Consider the following 26,491-nt stretch of genomic DNA (forward strand, 5'->3'; position numbering starts at 1 on the left):
GCGAGCGGTTGATTTTTAATAATTTTTATGATAAAATGACCTAAAAGTTAAAAAAAGTTTTGAAAATCTTTCAAATAAATTTGGGAACCTTTATTAATTTCTTCGCTTAACGCTTAGAATTTTTCCCAAGTATTTTGAAAAGCGCGGCAAGAGTTTTTTTAAACTTTAAGTAATTTTTCGCAAAACTTATGAAAATCCCGCGAGCCCAGATTTAGTACAATATAATCACAATAATAATCATTTAAATAACTACCTTTCTCAAATATGCTTTAAAAGTGCTTGTATATATATGTATATATATATATATATATATATATAATTGTCAATAGATCTTAAAAAAATTTTCAAGATTAAAGAAAGGAAATTATATAAAATGAAAAAACTTTTAAGTTTATTAAGTGTATTAACAATTAGTGGAATTTCTGTGCCAACAACAATTGCTTCTACTCCTTATCATAATAAAATATATATTCAGAATGAAATAAATACAATTGAACATAAATTATTTCTTTTAAATTATGATATTAGGAAGAAAGAAATAGAATTTTCAGATGCAAAAGAATATTATGAAAAATATTCAAAATTATACGCAGAAACTTATGATACAGGATATCTAAGATATAGTGATGTTTATAGAGAACAAATGAGATTTTTTAGAAAACATTTAAATAATATGGAAAATACAAAAACTTTTTATTTTGAACGTATTAATTATTTAAATCAGCAAAAATAATGAGAAAAATTTTAAATATTATTGGAGCAATATCATTAGTAGTAACAAGTACAACAACTTTAGTTTCTTGTAATACACCACAAGAAAAAGAGTATACGCCCGAAGAATTGAAACATTTAAAAAAAGAAAACCAAATAGATACAACAAATGAAACTATTAAAAACAATTTAGAATGAATAACCTCGCAAGAAAAACCTTTTAATCCAACGGGAGATTATAAATATTATATAATTATATGGCGTGGTGATGAAAATGATAATTGAACAATTAAAAAATATAAAAATACATATGAAGAAGTTGGGAGAATTGATACATCATATAGTGGTGCAGCATTATATAGAAATAGCGATGATTTAGTTGCAAATAAAACAAGAGAGCACGCTACTTGAATTACAGATAATGGTACTTATTTTAAAGCAGTTTATCGTTGAAGTTTAGATATAATACCCCCCGATTTAATTATTGATGATTACGGTAATATAAAAGTTAAAGAAGATTAGACCGATACTGATAAATATAAAAACTCATTTTAATAAATGAGTTTTTATATTTCTAGTGTAATTAATGATAGTTTTTCATTATTTTTATTAAATAGTTGTAAATTATTAATATTAATTTCTTCTTTTTCAGTAAAAATTTTAATATCATAATTTCCATAACCTCATATTCCAGATAATTCAATTTGATTTAAAATAAATAGTTTTTGATGGTTATAAAAAGATATTTTAATATTATCTTCAACTAAATTTTTAGTTATACTTGTCCAAACTGCTTTTGAATAAAGTAATCTATATAATTGAGAAAAATAGTTTAAATATTCTTCTATTTTGTCATTAGAAACAATTAAATTAGTTAAATACTTGCCATATTTACCATCTGATAGCTTAATTTCAGCGGGAATAAGGGAAGGAATGTTATTTGTTTTTAATTCATTTGTTATTGATAATCAATTAAAAAAATTTGCTTTTAATTGATAAATAGGGTTTTCTGAAATATCTTTATTTTTAACAGTTACTTTAATTTCATCATTGTTATTTATATTATTTTTATTTTTTAAATTTTAATCTATAATTTGTCCAGTATTTGAATTAATAATTGGAGTATTTGGATCATTATTATTGTCTCAACGATAAACTGCTTTAAAATAAGTACCATTATCTGTAATTCAAGTAGCGTGCTCTCTTGTTTTATTTGCAACTAAATCATCGCTATTTCTATATAATGCTGCACCACTATATGATGTATCAATTCTCCCAACTTCTTCATATGTATTTTTATACTTTTTAATTGTTCAATTATCATTTTCATCACCACGCCATATAATTATATAATATTTATAATCTCTCGTTGGATTAAAAGGTTTTTCTTGCGAGGTTATTCATTCTAAATTGTTTTTAATAGTTTCATTTGTTGTATCTATTTGGTTTTCTTTTTTTAAATGTTTCAATTCTTCGGGCGTATACTCTTTTTCTTGTGGTGTATTACAGGCAACTAAACTGGCTGTACTTGTTCCTATTAAAGTGATTGTTCCCAAAAGACTTAATTTCTTTTTCATATCGTGTTTATAATTAATTCTTTACTACCACTATATCTGTTTTTTTATTTTTAAATGTTACATTTTTTTCTTCCGAATTTAAGGGAATAGCTTCCCCAATCTCAGTCTGATGCATAATTATTTCTTTTTTACTTTTAATATCATAGTAAAAATTTATACTATTATCATTATTTATTTTTATTTTTGAGGGTAAAATTTCATTTTCAAATAAACTAAGCATAGCATCTTTAATTGAAATATTAACTATTATTTCATTATTATTTTTATCAATTAATTTTGCACTAACCATACCTTCAATTTTTTGATAATAATTTAAAATAAGCTCTATATTATTTTGTAAAGAAGTAACATAAACTGAAATTTTACTATGTGGTGGCACCTTTACTGGTTGAGATGGAACAGTTATTGTTGTAGTGTTTGTGGTTGTTTTAATTTCTGTTTCAGAAGAATTTGAAGTATCTGTTATAGTATAAGTTTTTGACTTCCCTCATGTATAACCACCACCAGCTTCAACTGCAACTTCAAGTTTTGCACCAAAAACAACAGGGACACCAGCATTACTACTAGCTTTTGCTGTAACTTTAGTATTTACATTTGTACTTCAATTATCAGTATTTGATGTTGTTTCTGATTTAGAAAATCCATTCATTTTTTGAAATGTATTTGTTTCTGTTAATTGTTTAGAACAAGAAACTGTATTTTGAATTTGTTCAATACTACTATTATTTATAAATGTTGAGTTAGAATCTTTACAAATATCATTAAGATCTTGTTCTAAATTATATGATTTATTTTTTTGTGTTTCTTCTAAAACAAGTTCAGATTCTGTTAAATTTTTTAAATTAATATTTAAAATCTGTTTAATTTCAGAATTAGGATTTTGTTTTTTATGATATAAATATAACCCTCTTTTTACTTGATCTCTCATATTAATAATTTTAGATTCAATTAATTGCAATGTATCATATTCATAAACTTTATTATCTTTTGAACCAAAGTATAATTTGTTATTTAAAGCTACCCCAGAAGATCAAATACCACCATTTGTTGTAATTACAACTTTTTGTTGTCCAGTTTCAGGATTATATTCATAAACTTTATTATCTTCTGAACCAAAGTATAATTTATTATTTAAAGCTACTCCAGAAGATAAAATACTTCCATTTGTTGTAATTACAACTTTTTGTTGTTCAGTTTTAGGATTATATTCATAAACATTATGATCAAAAGAACCAAAGTATAATTTATTATTTAAAACTACACCGGAAGAAATGGCATTAATATTTGCTGTAATTACAATTTTTTGTTTTTCAGTTGTATGATCATATTCATAAACACTTCCATCATAAGAACTAAAATACAATTTATTATTTAAAGCTACACCGGAAGAAAAAACACTCCCATTTGTTGTAATTACAACTTTTTGTTGTTCAGTTTCAGGATTATATTCATAAACATTATGATCAAAAGAACCAAAGTATAATTTATTATTTAAAACTACACCGGAAGAAATAATACTTTTATTTGTTATAATAACAATTTCTGAAATTCCAACAATATTATTTTTTTTATTATCTTGTCTTTTTACTCTATTTAATTTTTCTAAATTATTTTTTTGTGAATAATTAACTTTACTAATTTCTAATTTAGTTTTTTCTTTTTGATAGGGGCTAGCAGCAATTGTTGTTGGTACAGCGGTTCCACCAATAGTTAATAGACTTAATAAACTTAAAAGTTTTTTCATTTTATTATTTCCTTTCTTTTATCTTGAAAATTTTTATCAAGATCTATTGACATTATATATATATATATACAAGCACTTTTTAAACATATTTGAGAAAGGAAGTTATTTAAATGATTATTATTGTGATTATATTGTACTAATCTGGGCTCGCGGTGATTTTCATAAGTTTTGCGAAAAATGCCTTAAAGTTTAAAAAAACTTTTGCCGCACTTTTCAAAATACTTGGGAAAAATTCTAAGCGTTAAGCGAAGAATTTTATAAAGGTTCCCAAATTTGTTTGAAAGAACCTCAAAATCTTTTTTAACTTGTAAGTCATTTTATCACAAAAATTTAAGAAAATCAACCGCTCGCCCAAAACCTAAAAAATCTGCTATTACAGATTTAATAAAAATATAGATAAAAATTAATTGAAATATTCTCTAATTTTATTTCAATAATATTATAATACATTTTATATACCCATTTTAAAGCGATACGGATAAGAACCATAAAACAAAGCATATATGGATCGTGGTACATTTTACTGTCGGGTGTGTTTGTTTTGGTATCGCTAAATCTTAATTCACTAATACACTTATCTAAAAATGGGAAGTTATATAATATACCATATATTTTGCCTTGAACAAACATTTTTCTTATTCATGTTACACGATTAATTATTCCCGCTTCTTTATTAAGGGATGTCTGATGTTTTTTGGCTTTAAACATCTTAATTTTATAACCTAAATAAGGGTAAATATCTTCTTGTAATTTTTGCATAAAGTCATGAGCATTAATATCATAATGAAATGTAGCATATTCAAAACCATCAAATTTATCAAAACAGTTAATTATTCATTGTCCGTAATGTTCAACTATTTCATTTAAATTCATTGCGTTTTTTGGGGTAACAACATTTTCTTTAATTAAATATTTATCATATTCATTATTTTCATTAATTTTATAACCACTAAATAAAAATACTGTATGGTCTTCACTACCATTAGCATAATCAACACCAATTGAATAACTATCAAATTGATATTGTTTTGTATTTGTATTATAAAAATCTTGTAAATTATACTCTTTAATATATTTACGATAATTTCGTAAAACATAAATACTGGGGTCATTATCGTTATATTCAAAACCGTAATATTCAAGTTCAAATAAATCGGGTCGTTCTTCTTTATTTGCTAAAACAATTTTTTTGGTAATATCAGGTATTTTATTTCAAACAGCCCCCATAGTTAAACGCAAATTAAAAATACCCAAACCATTAAATGCTTGTTTGTTTTCTGAATATACCTGATTGTGTTCTTTTAAAATATTTTTAATTCTTTCATTTAAAGGTAAATATGGCGTTACAAATTTTTCATAAAAGATATGGTATTTATCAAAAGGATTAAAGGTAAATTGATTAGAATATGTTTTATAAAAATATGTTGTAACTGTTATATATTGTTTTGCTATGTTGTCTCATTCTTGAAATGTCCAAGATAATTCTTTTACTGGAATAGGATTATCTAAATTATATTGTTCATTATCATTTTCATCCGTGTATTTTTTGTAAGACACTTTTAAACTTTTAGAACGAAACATTGAAACTCTTAAATTATTATATCTTTTATCTAGTTCTTTATCAGTTAAGATTTCTTTTTCTTCAGCATGTATCATTTCGTCAGTTCATGCTGATATAATACCACTACCTTTACCAACTTTCCCCATAATTTTATTACCATTAGCATAACCAGCAAAAGCAATGCGAACACCACTAGGAAAAACAATTTCGCCACCTTCTTTAACATTTTTAGGTCAAACAATACCATTTTCATTGTCATACCCTATATCAATCCCATATTTATCATATAGATAGTTGCAGACATTAATTGTATCGCCAAATGTAGTATCTTCGTGGGTATTGGCATATCTTCGTAAAATGTTAGATGAAGCATCGGTAAAATTACAAGCAAAAAATAATTTTTCTGCTAGGTGATTTCATGTCTTATTAGTACCACGCCCCGCTGAGACAAACTTAAAAAAACATGGCGAAATAAAATATCGGGCATAACTATCACCAACAAAATTTTTAAATACTTCTCAATCAAAACCAAAATTATAGTCACTAAAATTTAAATTATATTTTTTATTTAAATGTTCATAACTAGTAATTCGTTTTTTATTATTAATTTTACTAAATTCTTGCATATTTATTGACCTCTTTATTTTATATATAATACATTATAAGAAAAAATGAAAGGAATTTGTATAAAAATGAGAAAATTTAAACATTTAACATTTGATGAACGAGATTTATTTAAAGATTTATTATTATCTGATACTTGTAAAAAGAAAAATGGCACAATTAATTTATCTGAAATATCACGACAAACGGGTCGTGGAGTTAATACTGTTAAAAGAGAAATTAAGCGATTTAAAAATATACAATATTATAATCCATATCAAGCACAAAAAGATTATAAACAAAAACGTAAAAAATGCATTAAAAAACTACCTAAATTTACAAAAGAGCAGTTAGATTTTATTAAAATAAGATTTAATAAATACCACGATACACCCGAACAATTAATTTATCGTTATTTCTTGGAATTTGGTGTTAAATTTCCTGTTTGTGTTAAAACATTGTATAAATGAATTCGCTTAGGTGAATTTGGATTAAAAAAAGAAAATTTACCCCATCGTGGTAAAAAATACAAAACAAAAGGAAAAACTGATAATCGTGGTAAATTAACTAACTTTAAATCAATTTGAGATATTGAAAATAAAGTTTCTAATGTTGGATGATTTGAAATGGATACTGTTGTAGGAAAAGACCATCAATCTAGTAATTTAGTTTTAGTAGAACAATCAAGTAAAAATTATTTTGTAATGAAATTAAAAAATAATACTGCTAATGAAGTTTTAGAAAAATTTAAAGATATTGTTAAAAATAATAATTTAATTGGGAAAATTAAAGGAATAATAACTGATAGAGGAAAAGAATTTAGTAAATGAAGAGAAATGAAAATATTTGCTGAAACACAAGTTTATTTTTGTGACCCCGGTAAACCACAACAAAAACCATTAATTGAGCATATGAACGGTGAATTTAGATATTGACTTTCTAAGGGAATTGATTTTAATAATATTAGTCAAAAAATGATAGATTGAGTAGTTAATGTTATAAATGATAAACTCCGACCATGTTTAAATTGATTAAGTGCAAAGACAATGTTTTTACAAAATTTTAAATAAATTTATTAGTTAAAATTTAATAAATTATTTTTAGTGCGCTTAAATATGAATAAAATAAGATAAAATTACAAAAATTTAATTTTTTCTGAAAAAGTTGTTGCAATTTATTAAAAATATTTTATTATTAACTTAACAAGATATAAATTTGCCGTTTATATATACACAGCGCCTTAATTTAGTATCTATCTGTTTATTATTAATTGGATTATAAATGCTAATTTCTAAATCACGTGGATTTAAAAAATTAGCATTATCTTCACAAATTCTTTTTTCTAAAATTTCATTTTGTTTTTGAACAGTAACATTTTTACGATTAGTAATCGTTGATGCTAAATTAAGATAATAACTATCAATATCATATTCTTTTTTTAATTTCTTTTTTGCTGGTAACAATCCCATTTATATCACCTCTTTATTTTGTATCTTCTTTTTTAATAACATCTTCAATACTATCTTGTTTTTGTTGTTTGTTATGAGTTTTGTATAGTGTAAACCAATTAGAACAAAACAACTCTTATTAAAGGGTTGTTTTTTTATTTGAAATAAAAAAACTCCTAAAAGGAGGTAATGATAATTAAACAACAAAAAATATGTGATGTTAATGATTGTTATAAAGTAATATCATTCATTACCGAAGAATTTTTATCAAATAAAGTTTTATGAACTTGTGAAAAACATAAAGATTTATTGAATAAAGTAAAAGATAAAACACAAAAGCGGTTTTATAAACGTTTAGAAAATTCAAAAATTATCTTTGATTGAGAAACTGGGTTTTTAAAACTTAAATTTTACAAAACAACTTAATGCAGAGTGGGACGGTTATTTTAAATAACTAAGTGCTTCCATAAGAACATGAGTTTATACTCATTCTCACAGCCAGCCGAGGCGAGTACTGAAACAGTGTATGAGGAAATATGCAAATCGACGCTGGTTCATTAGAACTAAGCGATAGTCGTGTTGTGTCCAAGGCTAACATCAAACGACAATAAATATTGAGATGATGACACAAACAATTAAATTTGCGTTTAGCATTCGGTCCTTTGCATGGGTGCGAGTAAATTTAATTTCAAAAACTGAGCGTCAAATCCCAGAGCGAAAGCACAAATGGGCACAGATAAAGGAAGACATATATATCTGGCGTCAATATTAAAAAAACAACTGTGTATTATTAAACATTTAAATAATTAACATACCGCCACCGCTCACCCTAGTGAAGCGGATAGCGTAGTAAATAAATAGATAAATACTTATATAACTAATTCTCGCTTGGCACTTTCACTTGGGAGTGAGTGCCAGCGAGTTAAAACTAGGAGGAATTATAATGACAGAATATAAAAGTAAATATATTAATAAAACTTGGAATGAAATAACAACATCATTTGATTGAGTTAATTGTCAGCCTATTAATTGTCGTATTTCACATCATAAAAATCATTATGATTTGCAATGTTTAGAATGAGCCAAAATGTACTTAAATTTATTTAAAAATAGATGAGATGTTATTGTTTCTTATATGCAACATTACAAAATTAACGATATTTTAGATTTAGCATCAGATGGTTGAAGAATATTACAAATTGACCAAAAAAATAAAGGAGTAATTTAGGAGGTTTATATGAAAAAGTTAAATAAAAAACCTTGAAAGTTTTTAAGTAAAAAGCAATTACATAAGAAAAAAATTGAGCGTGCTAATGAAAGAGCAAGGATAGAAAATAGTAAGGAATTAAATAAATATGAAAAAGTTAAATAAAACTTGTCTTAAACAAAGATATTGAAGTTATTGTTCAAAATGCGATCAAAAAAATAAATTACAAGAATTAATGCTTAAAAGTTATCCAGTATCATTTGAAGATATGACTGATGAGCATTGAGCATTAGGAAAACAAAATTAGGAGAAACTAACCTAAGAAATGTCAAAAAATTAATTGTAATAATAAAAATGCTTATTTTGGAAATAATTATATTGAAAAAATTGGTGATAAATTAGAGTGAAATTTAGGTTATAAAAAAGAAATTATATTATGTGAAGAACATTGATTAAAAATTTATCAATTAGAAAATTTAATTGTAAATAAAAAGAATTCGGAGGAATAAATTATGACTAAAAGATACTTATTAATTATTAAAAATGAATATTTAACTACATATTCATTTTATACTTTTGAAGAAGCAAAAATAACTGCTAAAAATGAAAAGTATTATCCAACAGTAATTATTGATTTAGAAAATGAAAATATTAAATGAAAAGGATGTGAATAATATGTGAAAAGATGAAGGTGGTAAGGTTTATACCGAAGAAGATTTATTTAATGAAGCATTAGAAGAATGTCATTTAGAAGAAAGTGCTTATGAATATATTGATACTTTAATTGAAGAAAAGAATTTGGAGGAACTTTAAAATGACTATAACAGAATCAATTAAATTTGACAAACTAAAAGAAGAAAATGAAACACTTAAAAAAACTTGCTGAAAAAGATAAAAAAATTGATCAACAACAATTGTTAAAGAAGATTTTTACAAAAATCCATATTCAACAGGTTCTATCGATTGAATATTAGTTGACAGTTCAAAATATGACAAATTACCTAGTAAGGAGAATAAATAATGAGTGATATTGTAAAAAATACAGTAAATAATATTACATTTCCGTTTTATATAAAAGGTTCTGATTTTAAAGAATTAAGTTTAAAAGCATTAACAATTAAAAAATGAATTGATGAAAATGGACAAGAATTAGCAGAATTTATATATCGACAACAAGCTTGATTAATAAATGGAGAATATAAATCACAATCATTAAAAGATTTAAAATTAGTAGTTTCAAAAATTGATTATATTTTTAGAGAACCATTAGAATTAATAAAAAATTTTAAAGATGAATTAAATTTTATTAGAAAAGATATTTTGAATTTAGAAAATAATATTAAAAGTAATCATGATTCTTTAAAAAATAGTGTTATTAATATTCAATTTCAAAAACAAAATGAAATTATTGAAAATCATAAAAAAGAACAATTTTTAGAAATTAAAAGTGTAGCAAAACAAGTGCAAGAATTAAAAATTATTACTAGTAATTTTCGTAAAGAAAAATTATTAGTTAGAAATATTGAAATAATTGGAATTGATGATGATTTTGTAGAAAATGCTAATCAATATGAATTAAAACAACTAATTAAATATTTAATTGTTGATGAAAAGTTAGTTAAAAACAGTATTAAAATCATTATTAAGAAAATGAGGTATTATGTCAGTTGAATTACAACAAGCATATAAATCAGATCAAGCAGTTATTACAACTAATGATGAAAAGATTTATATTGATAATGATAGTAATATCGTTAAAAATCAGGGGCATATGAGCCATGAACCATTATCAAATAATATAAATTTTACCCCATGTAATGATGAAATAGCGTACACAAACGATAATGTAGTTAAAGAAGAAGATATCTCTAATGTAGTACCAGCAATTAACAATGATGAGGATGTATACGCATGATAAAAATAGGTATTGACCCTTCTGGATCTGGTACTACGGCTATTGTTGTTTTTGAAAATAATATCTTATTAGATAAACAAGAGTTTATAAATAAAGATTGAAAAAAACATTCTAAATTTATTATAAATTATTTAAAAAATGAAAAACCATTTTGGAAAATATTATCAAATAATCATAAACTAGAATATTTAGTTTTTATAAAAAATTGTTTATATACAAATGCCAATGGCTCAAAAGATAGAGATGATTTATTGAGATTATTAGGTTCGTTAGAAACACAAGGATATATTGCTAATGTTTCACCACGCCATACTAAATCAGTTGTTAAAAATATAGAAAATGAAAGTAAGTATTATGGAAATAAAATTTATTGGGGAATTGATAGTAATTTAACTTATCAATATGGTAAAGGTTGAAAATATAATAATGACAAAATTAGTAATCATTTACGAGATGCCATTATTATTGCTAATTATAAGGGTTAATATTATGAAACATTCATTTAATCAAAAAAAACAGGAAAATATTATTCTAAATTAATTCGTAATGTTAATATTTACTTAAATGAAAACCAAGAAAAAGTTTGAAATGAATTTAATGACTTTACTTATTCACAACGAATCGAATATCTTATTAATTTTTATATAAGTCACAACAAAAGTGATAAAGATAATAATTCTAATTAACTTAACCTTGTATATATAATGTAAGAAATTAATAGAAAGAGGGTTAATTGGAATGAAAAAATTATTAAGTATAATAGGAACAATTTCATTAGTAGCAACAAGTACAACAAGTTTAATTGCTTACAATCATTTTTTTCCATAATTGACCAGTTGCAAATGTATCTGCTCCTATTTGGTCTAAAATTTTAGTATATGCTTTTGTAAATTGAGCAAATGCTGGCATTGCAACATGTACCATTAAATCGTCTTTTTTAGTACCAAACATTAAAGCATTTACTTTTTGTACTAAATTAATTGAAATATCATTAATTTTATAAAATGTTTCTTGTGCTGTATCAGTATCTTTTGGAATAGGTAATTTAATAAATTGACCTGTTGCAATACATGAATCTACAACACCTTGTAAATAAATTGCATTTATATTTGAATATCAATTACGAGTAATTGTTCTCATTCACTCTCCAATTGTAGTAGTTCGTACTTCAACTGGTGATTCCATAAAACGAACAACATCAAATGTAGGAACATCATATTTAAATGTTAACATTTAATCCATCATAATAGTTGCTCTTCGCACTGCTACGGATTGTTGTTCCATTCCAGAATCTTTATCATAATCATTACCCCAAACCATACGCTCTGGGAATACATATTGTCCTGCTTCAAAACCTTCTGTCATAGACACTTGTTGAGCAGTTAACATCATCATTTCAGTAGCATCAATATATTCACTATCTGCTTCTAAAATCTTTTTAATTTGTAAAACAGCAACATCTCCAATTGCTTTTTCTGTTGCAGTATTACCACCAACTTGTAAAACTGTTGGTAATGCAATACTTGATTTTCCACCTACTTTTGCCATAGGTTATTATCCTCCTTATTATTGTCATGTTAAACTTTTAGCATAATCAATAATATCTTGGTCAGTTTTAGCACCATTTTTTTAATTTCTTCTAAACGATTAGATTTAATTTCTTCACTTCTTTTTAGCATTTGGTCAATAACTGACCCACCATCAACAGTACCATCTACTGAATTAATATTATATTCTTCTGCTATTTTGTTTATTCTTTCTTGTTTAGATAAATCTTTATATTCATCATTATTAATTAACGAAAAAATAATCTTTTTATCTTTATCTGTAAAATTTTTTAAATATAATTCATTTTCTAATAAATCACTTTTATTTTTTAATTCTTGTAATTGAGTATTAACAATTTCAAAATCTGTTTTATCAACTACATCTTCACGATTTTTAATTGATTCACGAATTTGTTTAGCCTGAGCAGATAATAATTCATCAACTGCTTTCGCTTTTTCATCATCAATTTCTAAAATTTCTTTAATTTTTTCTAAATTTGCCATTATTTTTCGCTCCTTATTTGAGTGTAGGATTAACACTTTTAACAAATTATAGGTAGGATTCTTTTATAAAAGGAAGATTAACCTTATAAAAATATCATACCATAATTTAATTCTTTTTTACAATCATTGTGTTAATCATATCTTTATACTCTTTATTTTTTTGTTCCATATATAAAATAGTTTCATTCATTTTAATTTGAAACTCTTTAAAATGACTAATACATAATTGCACTGGTTAATCACCTTGCATTTTTCTTACTAAATCACCATTTTTATCTTTTTTAAATCTTGCTAATACCTTTCTTTTACAATTTGGCATTTTTTAGCCATTTTTTACTCTTTTTTGCATATTAAAATTGCTATTATTTAAACAATATGATTAAATAAAAGAGTAAAAAACTGTATTAATGTATAAAAGAACTCTCACAAGTTCTTTTTTTATTATCTACATTTTACATAAAAAAAAGACTTTTGCAAGTCTATATTTTTGTAATTTTCTAAAACAGGTTAAGAGTAGGAAAATTCTGCCTTTTTAGATTTACAATATTATCTTATCATCATTAAATTTAATGTCAATAATTTACTTTTTTTTATTGTATTATGTAAATATTTTAAGAAAGGGTAGGAAAAAAATGAAAAAGTTTAAACATTTAAGTTTTATTGAAAGATGTAATTTAAAAGAAGCGTTAGAATCTGATATTTTTAAGAAAAAAATGGCACTCTTAATATATCAAAAATAGCAAGATATATGGGTTGTAGTAAAAGTACTATTAAATATCACTTAAAACATTATAAACATATTAAACGATATCATCCTATGCAAGAACATAAACGATATTTAGAAAATCGTAAAAATTGTAAAAAGAAAACTACTTTAACTTTTAAACAATTATTATGATTAGATGAAAAATTTAATAAATTTCATTATACACCTAAACAAATATGTAAATTATATGAAATTGAATTTAATGATAAATTCCCTATGTGTTTTAAAACACTTTATAAATATATTTATTTAGGTTTATTTGGTTTAAATAAACGTAATTTGTATTTTCATAGTAAAAAAAAGATACATAAAGGGAAAAAATATAAACGTGGTAATTTAAGCAATGATTTTAAAACTATTAAAAAAGCAAAACATGAAAAAGGTACTTTTGGTTGATTTCAAATGAATACTATTGTTGGTAAAGATAAGAAATCAGCATGTTTAACATTAACAGAAGAATTAACTAAATTTACCTTTTTTTAAAAAAAAGAAAAAAATTCAACAGAAGTATTAGAAACTTTAAAACAAATTTTTAAAAATAAACTTTTAAAAAAACATTTAAAGGGAATTATAACTGATCAAGGAAAAGAATTTTGAAATTGAAAAGATATTGAAAAACATCTTAAAACAAATGTATATTTTTGTGATAAAGGTTGTCCTACACAAAAACCAATTGTAGAAAGAATGAATAGAGATATAAGGTGAGAATTACCAAAAAGTACTGATTTTAGAATTATTAAACAAAATAAAATAGATTAAATAATTAATACAATTAATGATAAGATAAGACCTTGTTTAAATTGAGAAACACCAACATAGTTATTTAATAAATATATTAAATAAATTTATTAAATAAAAAAACTTAATAAATTATTTTTTAGTGTGCCCAAATATACTAATTTTAAATAAATTAAAAAAATAATTTAAAAATACTTGCAAACTTATTTTTAAGTGCTATTATTTTAATTAATAAGAGTAGGAAATAACTAATTGCATTTACACTATACAATATGTTAATTGCTTTTATGTCAAGACTTAATAATCAAATTAATGATGAGAAAGTTGATAAAACTAATAAAAATAATAAAGAAAAAATTGAATTTAATATATTTAATTTAAATCAATTTCAAAATCAATTTTTATCTTTATAAAAAAAACCTTTTAAAATTAGCAATAACTTTAAAAAGTATTTTTTAGTGTGTCAAAATTCATAAATTTATAAATTATTTTTTCAACTAAAAATTATATTTTTAAAAAAAGTTGAATTTTTTATAAATTTTGTTATCATTCAATTATAAGCGAAACTTAATTTGTTTCTAATTACTTAATTTTATTAAAAACCTAAGAATAATGAATACTACCAAAAATTTTTCAACCAACACTAAAATAATAATAACCATTTCCTTGTTTTTGAATTTTGCCACAAACAATGTTGTTCTCCTGCAAACTTGGTTGTTGTAAATAATAATGACATAATGCTGAAACAATGATTGCAAAAATTAATACTCCTCAATAAATTTTTTGTTGTTGCCAAATCAAAATAAACCCTAAACATAAAACGACTAAAATTGACCAATAACTATTAATTAATAATAAATAATTAAATCCAATAATACCACCCACTAATAAAAATTGTTCTTGTTTTAAAAATTTTAATTTAGATTTTAAATTAAAAAACACAAAATAACCTTAAAATATTAAAATATTTTACATAAGTTCCTGCTAAATATTGTTGTAATTTATTTATTATCTTTTTTGTATCAGTAGTTTCTAATTGTAAAATATTTATTATTTGAGAATGTAAAAATTGTGGAATTAAAACTTGATTCAAAAGTTGTTTGGTAATTAAATAGCGGTGGTATCATTTAATATATTTTGGGTTTGGAATTAAACCAATATTTGTCAATTGCCGATATTTTTTTGCAATGTATTTTGATTAATTGGCATATAATTTTGAAACTTAAAATTAAATTTTAATAAAATTTCTTTAATTGAAATCCCAAGCATTTGTTCAGTTATCTGAAGCGGATTTGGAATAATATTTTTGTTAAGTAATGGCAAATTATATTTATTAGTAAAAACAATTTGATAAATATTGTTATTAAAATCTGTTGTAGGTTTATTTTTTTGATAATTATTATCACGAAAAGAAAATAAAAAATAAATTAACGTAACTAATACTCCGAATAAAATTGTAAACATAAAATACCCCTGCTTTTTAATTGTTCTCCCCTACTTTCAAATTACTATATAATCATCTTATTTTTTATTTTTCTTTTGTTAATTAAAATTTAATGTTAAAAAATAAAAAAATAGGAGTAATTTAGAGTGCACCCCAAAAAGTAAGTAAAATAAAAAAAGATTTTGCTAAATTTTTATAGGGGGTGCATTTTTATATGGCAAAAAAAGGACAAAAATATAACAAATATACATCAGAATTTAGAACAAAAATCATTGAGGAAATTAAACAAAAAAGTTGTTGAATAGTAGCAAAACAATATAATATAAATGCAAATACAGTAGAATCTTGATGAGCAAATCATAAAAAAGGAAAATTAAACAATCCTAAAGGACCTAAAATTTCTTTTGGCAAAAGAAATTTAGAATATTATAAAACAAGGTATGAATTATTAAAAAAGCTCCATGACTTTTACAATTAAGCAAACTAAGAATTGTCTCTTTTATTAAACAAAATTTTTGTGAATATTCAATAAAATTATTACTAGAAGTAACAGGGTTAAAACGTAGTTATTGAGATAAATATAAAAATTATGACAGTAGCAAAAAAGATAAAAAAGCAATAAATGATATTGTAAAAGTCTATGAAGAAAATTTAAAACAATTTGGTTATCGAAGAATTACTAAATATTTAAAGGAAGATTATGGTATAAAATATAATTCAAAAAAAGTTTTAAGAATTATGCGTTATAATCAAATACAACCTGAATATGTAAGAAAAATGAGAAGAAAAATGAAATATAAACAGAATAAAGAAAAAAGCTTATTGCAATATCCTGATTTAATTAATCGTAAATTCAATGATATAAAAACAAGGTTTTCAGTACTATATACTGATGTAACATATTTAATTTGAAAAGGAGAAAGATATTATCAATCAACAATTATTGATGGATATACTAAAGAAATAGTTGATGTAAAGTGATCTAAATATAATGACAATAAATTAGTAATGGATAATTTAAATGATGCAATTAATAAAATAAAATTAATAAAAAAAGATCTGAATGGAATAATAATTCACTCAGATCACGGATATCAATATACATCCACTATTTATCACGATAAATGTTTATCTAACGGTATTACAATTTCAATGGGAAAAAATTACCACTGTGCAGATAATATTGTTATAGAAAGTTTTCATTCATTACTTAAGAAAGCTACAATCCATAATAAAATATATAATTCACATGAAGAATATATACAAGATGTTATAAAATGAATACATGATATTCAAATCGTAAAGAAAAAGATATAATTAAAAAAAAGTAAATACTTTTTATTAGTACTTACTAAAATGGGTGCACTCTAATTAACTTCTATTTTTTTATTTTTAAAATAATTATTAGTTTTTCCCAGCAATTAAAATATTATATTTATTTAATACATAACCATCTAAATCAGTTATTTCAAATGGTCTATCGGCCATTTCTGGTTGAGCAACATACATTCCCTTCTCATTAAGTTTCGCTACAGGAACATAATCACGTTGATAATTAATCATTGCGCCAGATTTTGGATAATGACCATTACGATAATAATTATAATTATTTTCATAATCCATTACTTGTTGATATGGTGAAGTATAATTAGCTTCTTCTGTTAATGCTGATGAATTTTGAATAATAAAATTCATAAATTTATAAGCTAACTCCTGATTTCTAGCATTTTTTGATAAAACCATATTATCACTTCAAATGTTAGTTCCTTCAACTGTTTCTGGTGTTCACGCCGTTGTTGCTCGTGGGCGGGTAATAATTAATTTTGTTCCCTTCGCTTCTTCATGACTCTTTGCAAATAATGTATCCGCATAAATTGCATCCCCATTATACATAAAAGCAAAATCAAAACGTACATCACCAACTGCATTGATTAACTCATCATTCATTAAGGCAACATTATTATGTTTTAACAATGTTGCTAATTCGTTGTAACCATGATCAACTTCCATTTGCGTTGTTGGTACTGGTTTGAAATAATTTTTTTCAGTAGTTAACATAAATAAATTTCGTGGATCATTATTAATTAAAACTTGTTTATTTGCTGAGGCTGCTTGTCATAAAATATCTCATGAAATGCCATTTGAGATAATCTTATTATTTTCAACATCATTAAGTTTAATTTGATCGCGATTTATACTAGGTTCTCACTCTGCACGTTGATAACCAAATTTTCCTTGATCTGTTGTTGGTAAATTTTGATTTGCTTTAGCAAATATCTCATCTAAAAATTTTAAGTTACTTTCTGTTGGATTAATCACAAGTGATACTTCTCCTCAAAAATAAGGTAAACTATAATTAACAATTGTTTTTTGAGTAGCATCTTTCAGTTTATTTTTATTTAAAACATTTAATAATCCATCAGCTAATGATGCCGCATAATTTTTATCAAAACATTTTGCTGTTGTTGGATCCAAAGTAGAAGGAACAATACAATTTTGATAAAATTCTGGATTTGTTTTTTGTACTGTTGCTACATCAACATTTAAATCATTAAAATATTCATTCCCAATTGTTCGTTCTTTGACATCTTGTCCATGATAATTTGGATTAGGTTTAATAATGTTGAAATTTTTATCAACATCATTTAATTTTTGATAATCAATTTCTTCTAAACGTCCTTCTTGCGCTAACTTATTAACCATATAGTCACTTGGAACCATCACGTCATAATGTGTCGTATATAATTTGTTATACAATGTTTCATTACTATCATAAACACTATATTTAACTTTTACATTATATTTTTTTTCAAACTTACTAATTAAATTTGAAGTAATATATTCACCTCAATTTGCTACTGCTAAATCATAAATATTATTTTTAATATAAACTGCTGTTAGCAAAGCAATTGAGCCAACTGAAATTGTTACTAATGATAATGGCTTTCAACTTTTTGCCAATCAACGGAATTTTTTTCGTGATATTTTATTAATATTTTCTTTGGTTTCTTGCCGTTCAATAAAAGTTTGTTTTTTATTCTTAATTCATAAAACACTTTTATCATATTTTTTTTCTAGTTTAACAATTTTTCAGCGTAATTGTTCTTTTTGTTTTTCATTATTAATTTTTTTATTATTTAATTGATGATAAAGAAAGGCTAATTTCTTTTCATAGCGCATAATATCTTTATCTTTATAAGTTCCTTTTAACATTTCTCGGCGAAATTTATTATAATTAATTTTATAAACATTTCATCCATTTCATCCAATAATAATAACTCCAATAATTGCAATACAAATAGTACCAAAAGCATTAATAAAAGGTTTAATTCTTTTCATTGTATAAATAAAAGTTGCGACATTGACATCATCACCACCAGTAAAATAAGAGATAATAAAGTCATCAAAACTCATTGCAAAGGCAATTGCTGCAGCTGCAATAATTGCTGGTTTTAAAATTGGTAAAATAATTTTTCGCAAAGTTTGTGAGGGCTTTGCACCTAAATCTAATGAAGCTTCAATTAATTTTGGATCAACTTTCCGTAAGCGTGGTAATACTGTAATAATTACATATGGAACATCAAATGAAATATGCGCTAAAACTAATGTTACCATTCCAAAATTTGCTCCTAAAGCAATAAATAACATCATCAACGAAACAGCTGTAATAATATCAGTATTAATTAATGGAATATTAGTAATTGATAATGTCATTTTTTGTGTAATTCGCCGTGCTCGACTTAATCCAATCGCAGCTAAAGTGCCAATAATAACTGAGACAACAGTTGCAATTACTGCTGTAAAAACTGACACAATAATACTTTGTAAAAAAGGTTGCTCACTAGCAAGTTGTTTATACCAACGATCAGAAAAACCATTAAAAATACTCATACTTTCACCACTATTAAATGAAAATAAAATTAAAATCATAATTGGAATATAAATGAATAACATAATTAATGCCATATAAGATGATTTAAAAAACTTTTTCATTGCGACGCCCCTTTCTTGTTTCAAAATATTTTGATAATGAATTTGATAGCACAATAATTAAAAAAACAATAAGGGCTAAGACAACTGAGATTGCTGCGCCAATTCCAAAGTTTTCTCCTTTAAAGAAATATGCTTCAATTACATCAACAATTAAATTAATACGACCATTCCCCATAAATTTAACAATAATTAACGAAGTTGCTGCTTGCACTAATAATAATGTTCCACCTGCAATAATACCTGGGATTGATTGACGAAAAATAACTTTTCAAAATGTTTTAAAACCATTTGCTCCCAAATCTTTTGAAGCTTCAATTAATGAAGTATCAATTTTATCTAAACTATTATAAATTGGTAAAATTACAAATGGTAAAAATGCATACACCATTCCAATAACAACCGAAATTGGGGTTCCAAGTAAACTTGGAGCAATAATATTAAACATTGTTTGTAATCCAATAATTTTTAGTAACATATTAATTCAAATTGGTAAGGTTACTAAAATTCAAATATTTTTTGACAATAGTTTTGATTTACAAAATGCCATCACATAAGCAACTGGATAAGCAATCACAATTGCAATTAAGGCCGCAATTAATGAATATCCTAAGGCTAAGAATAGTGCAATAACAAATTTTTGCTCTGAAAAAAAAGTTACAAAATTTTTAAAATTAATTTCAAAAACTAAACTATTTCCCGTTGGTTGAATAAACGAATATAATAAAATAATTAATAATGGTACAACAATTAATAAAATCATAATAATAAGGTATGGCCATAAAATTGGATTGAACCCTCTTTTAAACCATTTGTTTTGTTTTGCATGATAAGAAATGTTTAAATATTTTGTTCGACATCACGCAGCAAAATGTTGACTAATTGATTTAATTTTACTACCTTGTTTTTTAAATCATTTTTTACCTTTTTTTGGTGGTTTATTTTTGTTTTCCATCATTCTTGCTCCTTAATCATCAATCTCTTTCCACATAACATGAATATCTTCAACATTTCATGAAATATCAACTTGATCACCTTCTTCAACTCTATCTGTTGAATGAATTAAATATTTTCGTTCTTTACATTTAACAATAATTTCCCAATGAACTCCTTTAAAATTAACTCTTTTAACTGTTCCTGTGAAGAATCCTTTCCCAACTGGAACAATGTCAATATCTTCAGGACGAATAATAATATCAATTTGGTCTTCATTTTCACCAAATCCACGGTCAACACAAACAATTTTTTTGCCATCAATTGCTACTAAATTATCTTTAATAAAAATTGCATTTGAAATAATATTTGAGTCACCAATAAATTGTGCTGTTCATAAATTCTCTGGTTCATTATAAATTTCCGCTGGTGTTCCAACCTGTTGAATTGCTCCATCATTCATTACAATAATACGATCAGACAATGTTAATGCTTCTTCTTGATCATGCGTTACTAAAATAAAAGTAATTCCAATTTCTCCTTGCAAAGTTTTTAATTCTGCTTGCATTTTTTTTCGTAACTTAACATCTAATGCAGCCATTGGTTCATCTAATAACAAAACCTTTGGCTTATTAATTAATGCTCGTGCTAATGCAACGCGCTGGCGTTGACCACCCGATAATTGTTCAACTGATTTATCTTCAAAACCTTCTAATCCTACTAATTGTAAAAATTTCTTTACTTCAGTTTCAATAACATCATACTTATTGCGTTTAACTTTTAAACCATAAGCAATATTATCAAAAACAGTTAAATGCGGAAATAAAGCATAATTTTGAAAAACAGTATTAACTTCTCGTTTATGAACTGGCGTTTTTAAATAGTCCTTTCCTAAAAATAATAATTCCCCACTATTAGGTTGTTCAAATCCAGCAATAATTCTTAATGTTGTTGTTTTTCCACATCCTGATGGTCCTAGTAATGTGACAAATTCTCCTTCTTTAATGTTTAAGTTAATTCCTTTCAAAACCACTTTTCCTTCATATTGTTTTGAAATGTTTCGTAACTCTAAAATATTTGTTTCCAATGCTCCTGCTCCTTTTCTAATCTTTTAAAATATTGGTGGTGTTGAAATTCATAATACCTCAACAACTTCATTTGTTTCATTTTTTAAATAGTGTTGATTATTACCATATAAATAAAAACTATCACGAGTATCTGCTGTTTGTACTTTTTGCCCAGAATAAACTAACACTGTTCCTTTCAAAACATAACCAAAAATCTGACCCTCAAATGGTAATATCCGTTCTGATTCTCCTTGCGGCTTAATTTGAATTAAAATTGGTTCTAATTCATTTACTTGCGCATTAGGAACTAATCATTCAATTCGATAATCATTTTGTTCAACTTCATAATGTTCTTCTGCTGCATAAACGAATTTTCTTTTTTTTTCTTGTTTAAAAAAATCTGCTAAGTTGGTGCCTAAAACTTCTAAAATACTTTCTAGTGTTTCAATACTCGGAGAGGAAATATCGCGTTCAAGTTGACTAATAAAGCCTTTCGTTAATTCACAACGATTTGCTAATTCTTCAATTGTTAAATTATTTTTTTGACGTAATAGTTTAATTTTCTCTCCTAGTAACATAGACAATCCTCCTTTGGTAATTTTGTTTAGTTATACTAAACTTTTTGTTTTTAAATTACGGCCACATTAATTATAAAAAAAAACAAAAAAATATCAATAGTTTTGATGATATTTTTTATTTTTTAAAATATTTATTAATTGCTTTTGCTACTCCTGAGCGACGATAATGGGCAGTTGTATCATCAGAAATAGTTTTAATATTCGCTTTAGCATTTCCCATCGCAATTCCAACGCCAGCTCATTTTAACATTTCATAATCATTTGAACCATCACCCATCGCAATAATTTCTGCTGGTTGAATATTATATATTTTAGCAAGATATTCTAAAGCATCTTTTTTGTCACTACCTTTTGGACTAATTTCTAAATTTAAACTTTGATTTGACAAATATGACCAATCAAAAATATTAAATTCATATTTTACTAAAAGTTTTGCTTTAAATTTTTGAACATTCTCTTTTTTACCACTAACAACAAACTTGTAAGCTTGGTCATGTAAAGTAGTAGGATCATACACTAATATTCTTTTTCGTTTTGTGTGAAAACTCATTCATTTAGTCATCAAACTATGCTTAATATTAACATAAGCAAAATGTTCATTCTTAACGGAATATGCTCATAATTGAATTTTACACTCATTAGCAAGATAAAAAACATTGATTAATTCATCATTAAAAAAAACATTTTGTTGAAGAATTTTTTCTTTCGCAAAATCATAAATTATGCCACCATTAAAACCAATTACTGGCATTTTATTTTCAATAATGCCTAATTTTTTTGCAACTTTTCTAATCGCACCAATACTACGCCCAGTTGCAATAATCACTTTAATCCCATTTGCCAATGCTCACTTAATTGCTGCAACATTTTGCTTTGAAATTCGATTTCTACTTGCTGTTGTACCATCCAAATCAAGAGCAATTAACTTATACTTCATTAGTTTTTCTCCTCTTATTCTTTATGTTAATTATATCTAAAAATTAAACACCTGGTAAATATTTTATTAAACTTTGAACTTTATCTAATCTTTCTCATGGTAGTTCAGTATGGTAACGACCAAAATGCCCATAAGTTGCCGTTTGTTGATAAATTGGTTTTTGTAAATCTAACATTTCAATCATTGCTTGGGGACGAAAATCAAAATTTTCTTTGATCGCCTTCAATATAATATCATTTGCAACAAAATTAGTTCCAAATGTTTCAACAAAAATTGAAATCGGTTCAGCAACTCCAATCGCATAAGATAATTGAATCTCACATCGTTTAGTTAATCCTGCCGCAACAATATTCTTTGCAACAAAACGAGCCATATATGCTGCTGAACGATCAACTTTTGTTCCATCTTTTCCCGAAAAAGCACCACCACCATGCCGTGCATAGCCACCATATGTATCAACAATAATTTTTCGCCCTGTTAACCCAGCGTCACCTTTTGGTCCACCAATTACAAATCGACCAGTTGGATTAATTAAAACTTTAAAATCTAAATTCATTTTAAATTCTTGCACAACTGGTTCCATAATTTCCGTAATAACAAAGTGTTTAAATTTAGCTTCATCAATATCTTCATCATGCTGAATTGACATTAAGATTGTATCAATATAAATATATTTAGCATTTGTTTTGTCTAACGTTACTTGTGATTTCATATCTGGTCGTGCCCCAATAAACATTCCTTTTTTACGTAGCATACTTGCTCGCTTTACTAAAGCATGAGCAATAGAAATTGCTAACGGCATATAATTATCTGATTCATTTGTTGCATAACCAAACATAATTCCTTGGTCCCCAGCTCCAGCTTTATCAACACCAAGTGAAATATCTAGTGATTGTGTTTTAACTAATATTTCAACTTCACAAGTTTGTCAATCAATTCCTCATTCTGCATCATTATAACCAATTTCTTTTAATACTTTACGTGCTACATTGGCATAATCAACTTTTGCTTTTGTTGTAATCTCACCACCAATAATAACCCGGTTTGTTGTAACAAAGCATTCACATGCTACCCGTGATAAAGGGTCTTCTTTTAAGCATGCATCTAAAACAGCATCTGAAATTTGATCACAAATCTTATCAGGATGCCCTTCTGATACTGATTCTGATGTAAATAAAATTCGCTCTTTTCCCATCTTTTTCTTCTCCTTAATCATAAATAAAACCACATCAGAATAATGTGGCATTAATAACAATATGTTTACATATAAATTAATAGTTAAGTTCTATTCAATAACTAATAAATCTTATTGGTAGCATATCATTTTGCCCTGCTAAAAGCACCTTCTAGTTAAATATAGGGTTGCTAGTGGATCATTGCTTAGCGTACTAACCACTTCTGAATAAGTTTTATGTTGTTACTTGACAACAAGTATATTATAACTTAAAAATTAGTTAATTTTAATTTAAATTAATTATTTCGGTAAGAATTTCAACACTAATATTTTGATTAGTGAATAAGTAATGTTTTGCTGTTTCAATTTTTTTTATTTTAACTAGTCCATTATTAATTAAAGTTACTTGTTTTGTATCATAAAATTTATCAACCTCTGCTTGTAATATTAAAGTTTTTACTTTAAGATTATTAATTTGTTTTACTATCTTTTTATTAAGATAATTAAATTGTAAAATTTGATTTAAAAAATAAGTTTGTTCTTTTTTCATCATTAAAGTACTATAATCTTCATTTTGACTTAAAAGTTGATAATCAATATGAATTTTAAGAGTTTTGTTTAAATTAAATAAAAAACCAAATCCAATCCCAATTTTGCTAATCATTGAAAATCTTATTCCATTTAAATTTGTAATTGGATTAACAAAAACAACTTTTTTAATTAATGGTTTTTGTTTCAATAATAAATTAATTAAACCACATGAAAATCCTTCTAATAATAAAATAATTCTTTGTTGTTCATATTTATTTTTTAATGCTGTAATTACGTCAATAATATCATTCACTAAAACTCCAACATTTTTAATACTAGTTGGCACATTATTTCCGACATTGCGTTGATTAAAAGCAATTACTGAAACTTTATGCTTAGCTCATATTTCATTATTAATTAAACCAGTAAAATTTTCCTTACTACCGTATAAATCATGAACTGCTAAAATAATATCCTGACCAGTTTTATCAATTGTTCCTAATGTTGATAATTCATATTGATCAGAAGTAAGAAAGTGTTTATGTTCGATATATTCAGGTAATTGAATTTCTCCTCGTTTTGTTTTCTTGTTTAAAAGACGATAACAACGTAGAAAAAAATAACAACACAAAAAAATTCCTAGAATAATACAAACAACAATAATGATTACACTCGTTTTAATTAAACTAGTCATTTAAGTTACTCCTTTATTATCCTAAAAAATCAGCTTCATTTTCTGGATGAATTAAAATTCGTTCAATTTTCACTGCTTGGTTAGTTTTATCATCTACTTGTAATCATACCGCTGAAAAAATTAATTTATCATTTTCAGCTGCTGGTTCAAAACGCACTGGTAAACCAGTTTTTTCCTTAAGAATAATTTCTTCTGGATTTGCCCCAATAATTGAATTATAACTACCACACATCCCAACATCGGTAATATATGCTGTTCCTTTTGGCAATATTCGATTATCTGCTGTTTGAACATGAGTGTGCGTTCCAAAAAAACCAGTAATAATACCATCATAATTCCAAGCAAAAGCTAATTTTTCTGCACTAGCTTCGGCATGAAAATCAACAAAATGAAGCTCACTATCATCATTATTAATAATTTCTTCAAAAATTGTGTATGGATTATCTACTGGGTCCATAAAACTACGACCCATTAAATTAGTCACACGAATTTTTTTATTATTAATCTTAATAACAACTGTGCCTTTCCCAGGTGTAAACGAATTCATATTTGCTGGTTTTAATAAATCATTTACTTCTTCAATATAATTTAAAACTTCTGGATTACGAAAAATATGATTTCCGGAAGTAATAATATTAATCCCCTTTTCTTTTAATTCATTATAATGATGCTTTGATAATGATTTCCCATGGGTAGTATTTTCACCATTTGCAATAATTAAATCAAGCTTATATTTTTTTATTATTTGTGGCAAATATTTATTAACAGCTGTCCGTCCAGCTTGTGCATAAATATCACCAATCATTAAAATATTCATTTTAG

Annotated in this window: 34 protein-coding genes, 1 pseudogene and 1 riboswitch; of the genes and pseudogenes, 18 read left to right on the forward strand and 17 right to left on the reverse strand. The window is 25.1% G+C overall.

Annotation, left to right across the window (positions count from 1 at the left end; genetic code table 4):
- The first annotated feature begins 373 nt into the window (after positions 1-373).
- The 3 genes from AACL22_RS04810 to AACL22_RS04820 all read left to right on the forward strand — a co-directional run bounded on the left by AACL22_RS04810 (position 374) and on the right by AACL22_RS04820 (position 1,710).
- Positions 374-733: a hypothetical protein gene (locus tag AACL22_RS04810; protein ID WP_338990033.1), complete on the forward strand. Its 360-nt coding sequence runs from the start codon at positions 374-376 to the stop codon at positions 731-733.
- Entirely contained in the window at positions 733-1,233 is a 501-nt protein-coding gene (locus AACL22_RS04815) for a lipoprotein (RefSeq protein ID WP_338990034.1), read from the forward strand. The genes AACL22_RS04810 and AACL22_RS04815 overlap by 1 nt, the downstream gene beginning before the upstream one ends.
- 327 nt (positions 1,234-1,560) lie before the next feature.
- Entirely contained in the window at positions 1,561-1,710 is a 150-nt protein-coding gene (locus AACL22_RS04820; protein WP_338990035.1) for a hypothetical protein, read from the forward strand.
- 83 nt (positions 1,711-1,793) lie between these two features.
- On the opposite strand, the gene AACL22_RS04825 is transcribed toward AACL22_RS04820, so the two are convergent.
- The 3 genes from AACL22_RS04825 to AACL22_RS04835 form a co-directional block, all read right to left on the reverse strand.
- Complete coding sequence (locus tag AACL22_RS04825; protein ID WP_338990037.1) at positions 1,794-2,288, reverse strand: lipoprotein; 495 nt, start codon at positions 2,286-2,288, stop codon at positions 1,794-1,796.
- A gap of 13 nt (positions 2,289-2,301) precedes the next feature.
- Entirely contained in the window at positions 2,302-4,032 is a 1,731-nt protein-coding gene (locus AACL22_RS04830; protein WP_338990038.1) for a hypothetical protein, read from the reverse strand.
- Between the two features lie 381 nt (positions 4,033-4,413).
- Positions 4,414-6,219, reverse strand: coding sequence for a hypothetical protein (locus AACL22_RS04835; protein WP_338990040.1), 1,806 nt, complete (start codon positions 6,217-6,219; stop codon positions 4,414-4,416).
- Between the two features lie 66 nt (positions 6,220-6,285).
- Between AACL22_RS04835 and AACL22_RS04840 the strand changes: the two genes are divergently transcribed.
- On the forward strand, positions 6,286-7,266 hold the full coding sequence (locus AACL22_RS04840; protein ID WP_338993010.1) for an IS30 family transposase: 981 nt from the start codon (positions 6,286-6,288) through the stop codon (positions 7,264-7,266).
- A 129-nt stretch (positions 7,267-7,395) separates the two neighbouring features.
- Here AACL22_RS04840 and AACL22_RS04845 read toward each other — a convergent pair whose 3' ends face one another.
- The gene (locus tag AACL22_RS04845; protein WP_338990043.1) at positions 7,396-7,665 is read right to left on the reverse strand and encodes a hypothetical protein; all 270 of its coding nucleotides are present in this window, start codon (positions 7,663-7,665) and stop codon (positions 7,396-7,398) included.
- 168 nt (positions 7,666-7,833) lie between these two features.
- Between AACL22_RS04845 and AACL22_RS04850 the strand changes: the two genes are divergently transcribed.
- The 10 genes from AACL22_RS04850 to AACL22_RS04895 all read left to right on the forward strand — a co-directional run bounded on the left by AACL22_RS04850 (position 7,834) and on the right by AACL22_RS04895 (position 11,594).
- Positions 7,834-8,070 (forward strand): hypothetical protein, encoded by a 237-nt coding sequence (locus tag AACL22_RS04850; RefSeq protein WP_338989369.1) that lies wholly within the window; start codon positions 7,834-7,836, stop codon positions 8,068-8,070.
- A gap of 517 nt (positions 8,071-8,587) precedes the next feature.
- Positions 8,588-8,872 (forward strand): hypothetical protein, encoded by a 285-nt coding sequence (locus AACL22_RS04855; RefSeq protein WP_338990045.1) that lies wholly within the window; start codon positions 8,588-8,590, stop codon positions 8,870-8,872.
- Between the two features lie 9 nt (positions 8,873-8,881).
- Positions 8,882-9,016: a hypothetical protein gene (locus AACL22_RS04860; protein WP_338990047.1), complete on the forward strand. Its 135-nt coding sequence runs from the start codon at positions 8,882-8,884 to the stop codon at positions 9,014-9,016.
- Positions 9,000-9,158 carry a hypothetical protein gene (locus tag AACL22_RS04865; RefSeq protein WP_338990049.1) on the forward strand — a complete coding sequence of 53 codons (159 nt, stop codon included), beginning with the start codon at positions 9,000-9,002 and terminating at the stop codon, positions 9,156-9,158. The genes AACL22_RS04860 and AACL22_RS04865 overlap by 17 nt, the downstream gene beginning before the upstream one ends.
- A gap of 205 nt (positions 9,159-9,363) precedes the next feature.
- Positions 9,364-9,525, forward strand: coding sequence for a hypothetical protein (locus tag AACL22_RS04870; protein WP_338989379.1), 162 nt, complete (start codon positions 9,364-9,366; stop codon positions 9,523-9,525).
- Between the two features lies 1 nt (position 9,526).
- The gene (locus AACL22_RS04875; protein WP_338990050.1) at positions 9,527-9,664 is read left to right on the forward strand and encodes a hypothetical protein; all 138 of its coding nucleotides are present in this window, start codon (positions 9,527-9,529) and stop codon (positions 9,662-9,664) included.
- A 207-nt stretch (positions 9,665-9,871) separates the two neighbouring features.
- Positions 9,872-10,540 carry a hypothetical protein gene (locus AACL22_RS04880; RefSeq protein WP_338990052.1) on the forward strand — a complete coding sequence of 223 codons (669 nt, stop codon included), beginning with the start codon at positions 9,872-9,874 and terminating at the stop codon, positions 10,538-10,540.
- Positions 10,512-10,769, forward strand: coding sequence for a hypothetical protein (locus tag AACL22_RS04885; protein ID WP_338990055.1), 258 nt, complete (start codon positions 10,512-10,514; stop codon positions 10,767-10,769). The genes AACL22_RS04880 and AACL22_RS04885 overlap by 29 nt, the downstream gene beginning before the upstream one ends.
- Entirely contained in the window at positions 10,763-11,251 is a 489-nt protein-coding gene (locus AACL22_RS04890; protein WP_338990058.1) for a hypothetical protein, read from the forward strand. Before AACL22_RS04885 ends, AACL22_RS04890 begins: the two co-directional genes overlap by 7 nt.
- Positions 11,252-11,504: 253 nt before the next feature.
- Positions 11,505-11,594 (forward strand): lipoprotein, encoded by a 90-nt coding sequence (locus AACL22_RS04895; protein WP_338989387.1) that lies wholly within the window; start codon positions 11,505-11,507, stop codon positions 11,592-11,594.
- Here the strand turns inward: AACL22_RS04895 and AACL22_RS04900 are convergent.
- Genes AACL22_RS04900 through AACL22_RS04910 form a run of 3 tightly spaced genes read right to left on the reverse strand, consistent with a single transcriptional unit; the run spans position 11,565 to position 12,817 of the window.
- Positions 11,565-11,999 (reverse strand): hypothetical protein, encoded by a 435-nt coding sequence (locus AACL22_RS04900; RefSeq protein ID WP_338990060.1) that lies wholly within the window; start codon positions 11,997-11,999, stop codon positions 11,565-11,567. The two genes, AACL22_RS04895 and AACL22_RS04900, sit on opposite strands and share 30 nt — an antisense overlap.
- Positions 12,000-12,314: a hypothetical protein gene (locus tag AACL22_RS04905; protein ID WP_338990062.1), complete on the reverse strand. Its 315-nt coding sequence runs from the start codon at positions 12,312-12,314 to the stop codon at positions 12,000-12,002.
- A 29-nt stretch (positions 12,315-12,343) separates the two neighbouring features.
- Positions 12,344-12,817: a hypothetical protein gene (locus AACL22_RS04910; RefSeq protein WP_338990064.1), complete on the reverse strand. Its 474-nt coding sequence runs from the start codon at positions 12,815-12,817 to the stop codon at positions 12,344-12,346.
- Positions 12,818-13,449: 632 nt separating this feature from the next.
- Here AACL22_RS04910 and AACL22_RS13755 point away from each other — a divergent pair.
- Together AACL22_RS13755 and AACL22_RS04920 are read left to right on the forward strand one after the other, a co-directional pair.
- Positions 13,450-14,439, forward strand: a pseudogene (locus AACL22_RS13755) (IS30 family transposase).
- Positions 14,440-14,608: 169 nt separating this feature from the next.
- Complete coding sequence (locus AACL22_RS04920) at positions 14,609-14,734, forward strand: hypothetical protein (protein WP_338990066.1); 126 nt, start codon at positions 14,609-14,611, stop codon at positions 14,732-14,734.
- 190 nt (positions 14,735-14,924) lie between these two features.
- Here AACL22_RS04920 and AACL22_RS04925 read toward each other — a convergent pair whose 3' ends face one another.
- The gene (locus AACL22_RS04925; protein ID WP_338990067.1) at positions 14,925-15,206 is read right to left on the reverse strand and encodes a hypothetical protein; all 282 of its coding nucleotides are present in this window, start codon (positions 15,204-15,206) and stop codon (positions 14,925-14,927) included.
- 264 nt (positions 15,207-15,470) lie between these two features.
- Complete coding sequence (locus AACL22_RS04930) at positions 15,471-15,785, reverse strand: hypothetical protein (RefSeq protein WP_338990069.1); 315 nt, start codon at positions 15,783-15,785, stop codon at positions 15,471-15,473.
- Positions 15,786-15,979: 194 nt separating this feature from the next.
- Between AACL22_RS04930 and AACL22_RS04935 the strand changes: the two genes are divergently transcribed.
- Both AACL22_RS04935 and AACL22_RS04940 read left to right on the forward strand, forming a co-directional pair.
- The gene (locus AACL22_RS04935; protein ID WP_338988671.1) at positions 15,980-16,243 is read left to right on the forward strand and encodes a hypothetical protein; all 264 of its coding nucleotides are present in this window, start codon (positions 15,980-15,982) and stop codon (positions 16,241-16,243) included.
- A gap of 140 nt (positions 16,244-16,383) precedes the next feature.
- Positions 16,384-17,082, forward strand: a complete 699-nt coding sequence (locus tag AACL22_RS04940) for an IS3 family transposase (protein ID WP_338993012.1) — start codon at positions 16,384-16,386, stop codon at positions 17,080-17,082.
- Between the two features lie 87 nt (positions 17,083-17,169).
- Here AACL22_RS04940 and AACL22_RS04945 read toward each other — a convergent pair whose 3' ends face one another.
- From AACL22_RS04945 to AACL22_RS04980, 8 genes are all read right to left on the reverse strand, one after another.
- A complete protein-coding gene (locus AACL22_RS04945) occupies positions 17,170-19,758 on the reverse strand; it encodes an ABC transporter permease subunit (RefSeq protein ID WP_338990071.1) in 2,589 nt (862 codons plus the stop codon).
- Positions 19,742-20,713, reverse strand: coding sequence for a spermidine/putrescine ABC transporter permease (potB, locus tag AACL22_RS04950; protein ID WP_338990072.1), 972 nt, complete (start codon positions 20,711-20,713; stop codon positions 19,742-19,744). Before potB ends, AACL22_RS04945 begins: the two co-directional genes overlap by 17 nt.
- A 9-nt stretch (positions 20,714-20,722) precedes the next feature.
- Positions 20,723-21,775, reverse strand: coding sequence for a spermidine/putrescine ABC transporter ATP-binding protein (gene potA / locus AACL22_RS04955; RefSeq protein WP_338990074.1), 1,053 nt, complete (start codon positions 21,773-21,775; stop codon positions 20,723-20,725).
- A gap of 24 nt (positions 21,776-21,799) precedes the next feature.
- Complete coding sequence (locus tag AACL22_RS04960; RefSeq protein ID WP_338990076.1) at positions 21,800-22,333, reverse strand: XRE family transcriptional regulator; 534 nt, start codon at positions 22,331-22,333, stop codon at positions 21,800-21,802.
- A 115-nt stretch (positions 22,334-22,448) separates the two neighbouring features.
- Positions 22,449-23,270, reverse strand: coding sequence for an HAD family hydrolase (locus AACL22_RS04965; RefSeq protein ID WP_338990077.1), 822 nt, complete (start codon positions 23,268-23,270; stop codon positions 22,449-22,451).
- 43 nt (positions 23,271-23,313) lie between these two features.
- Entirely contained in the window at positions 23,314-24,465 is a 1,152-nt protein-coding gene (gene metK, locus AACL22_RS04970; protein ID WP_338990079.1) for a methionine adenosyltransferase, read from the reverse strand.
- Positions 24,466-24,573: 108 nt separating this feature from the next.
- Positions 24,574-24,679, reverse strand: a riboswitch (SAM riboswitch).
- Between the two features lie 51 nt (positions 24,680-24,730).
- Positions 24,731-25,669, reverse strand: a complete 939-nt coding sequence (locus AACL22_RS04975; protein ID WP_338990082.1) for a serine aminopeptidase domain-containing protein — start codon at positions 25,667-25,669, stop codon at positions 24,731-24,733.
- Between the two features lie 16 nt (positions 25,670-25,685).
- On the reverse strand, positions 25,686-26,486 hold the full coding sequence (locus AACL22_RS04980) for a TIGR00282 family metallophosphoesterase (protein ID WP_338990085.1): 801 nt from the start codon (positions 26,484-26,486) through the stop codon (positions 25,686-25,688).
- Positions 26,487-26,491 lie beyond the last annotated feature (5 nt).

The sequence above is a fragment of the Spiroplasma endosymbiont of Seladonia tumulorum genome, from assembly GCF_964020235.1.
Classification (GTDB): domain Bacteria; phylum Bacillota_I; class Bacilli_A; order Mycoplasmatales; family Mycoplasmataceae; genus Spiroplasma.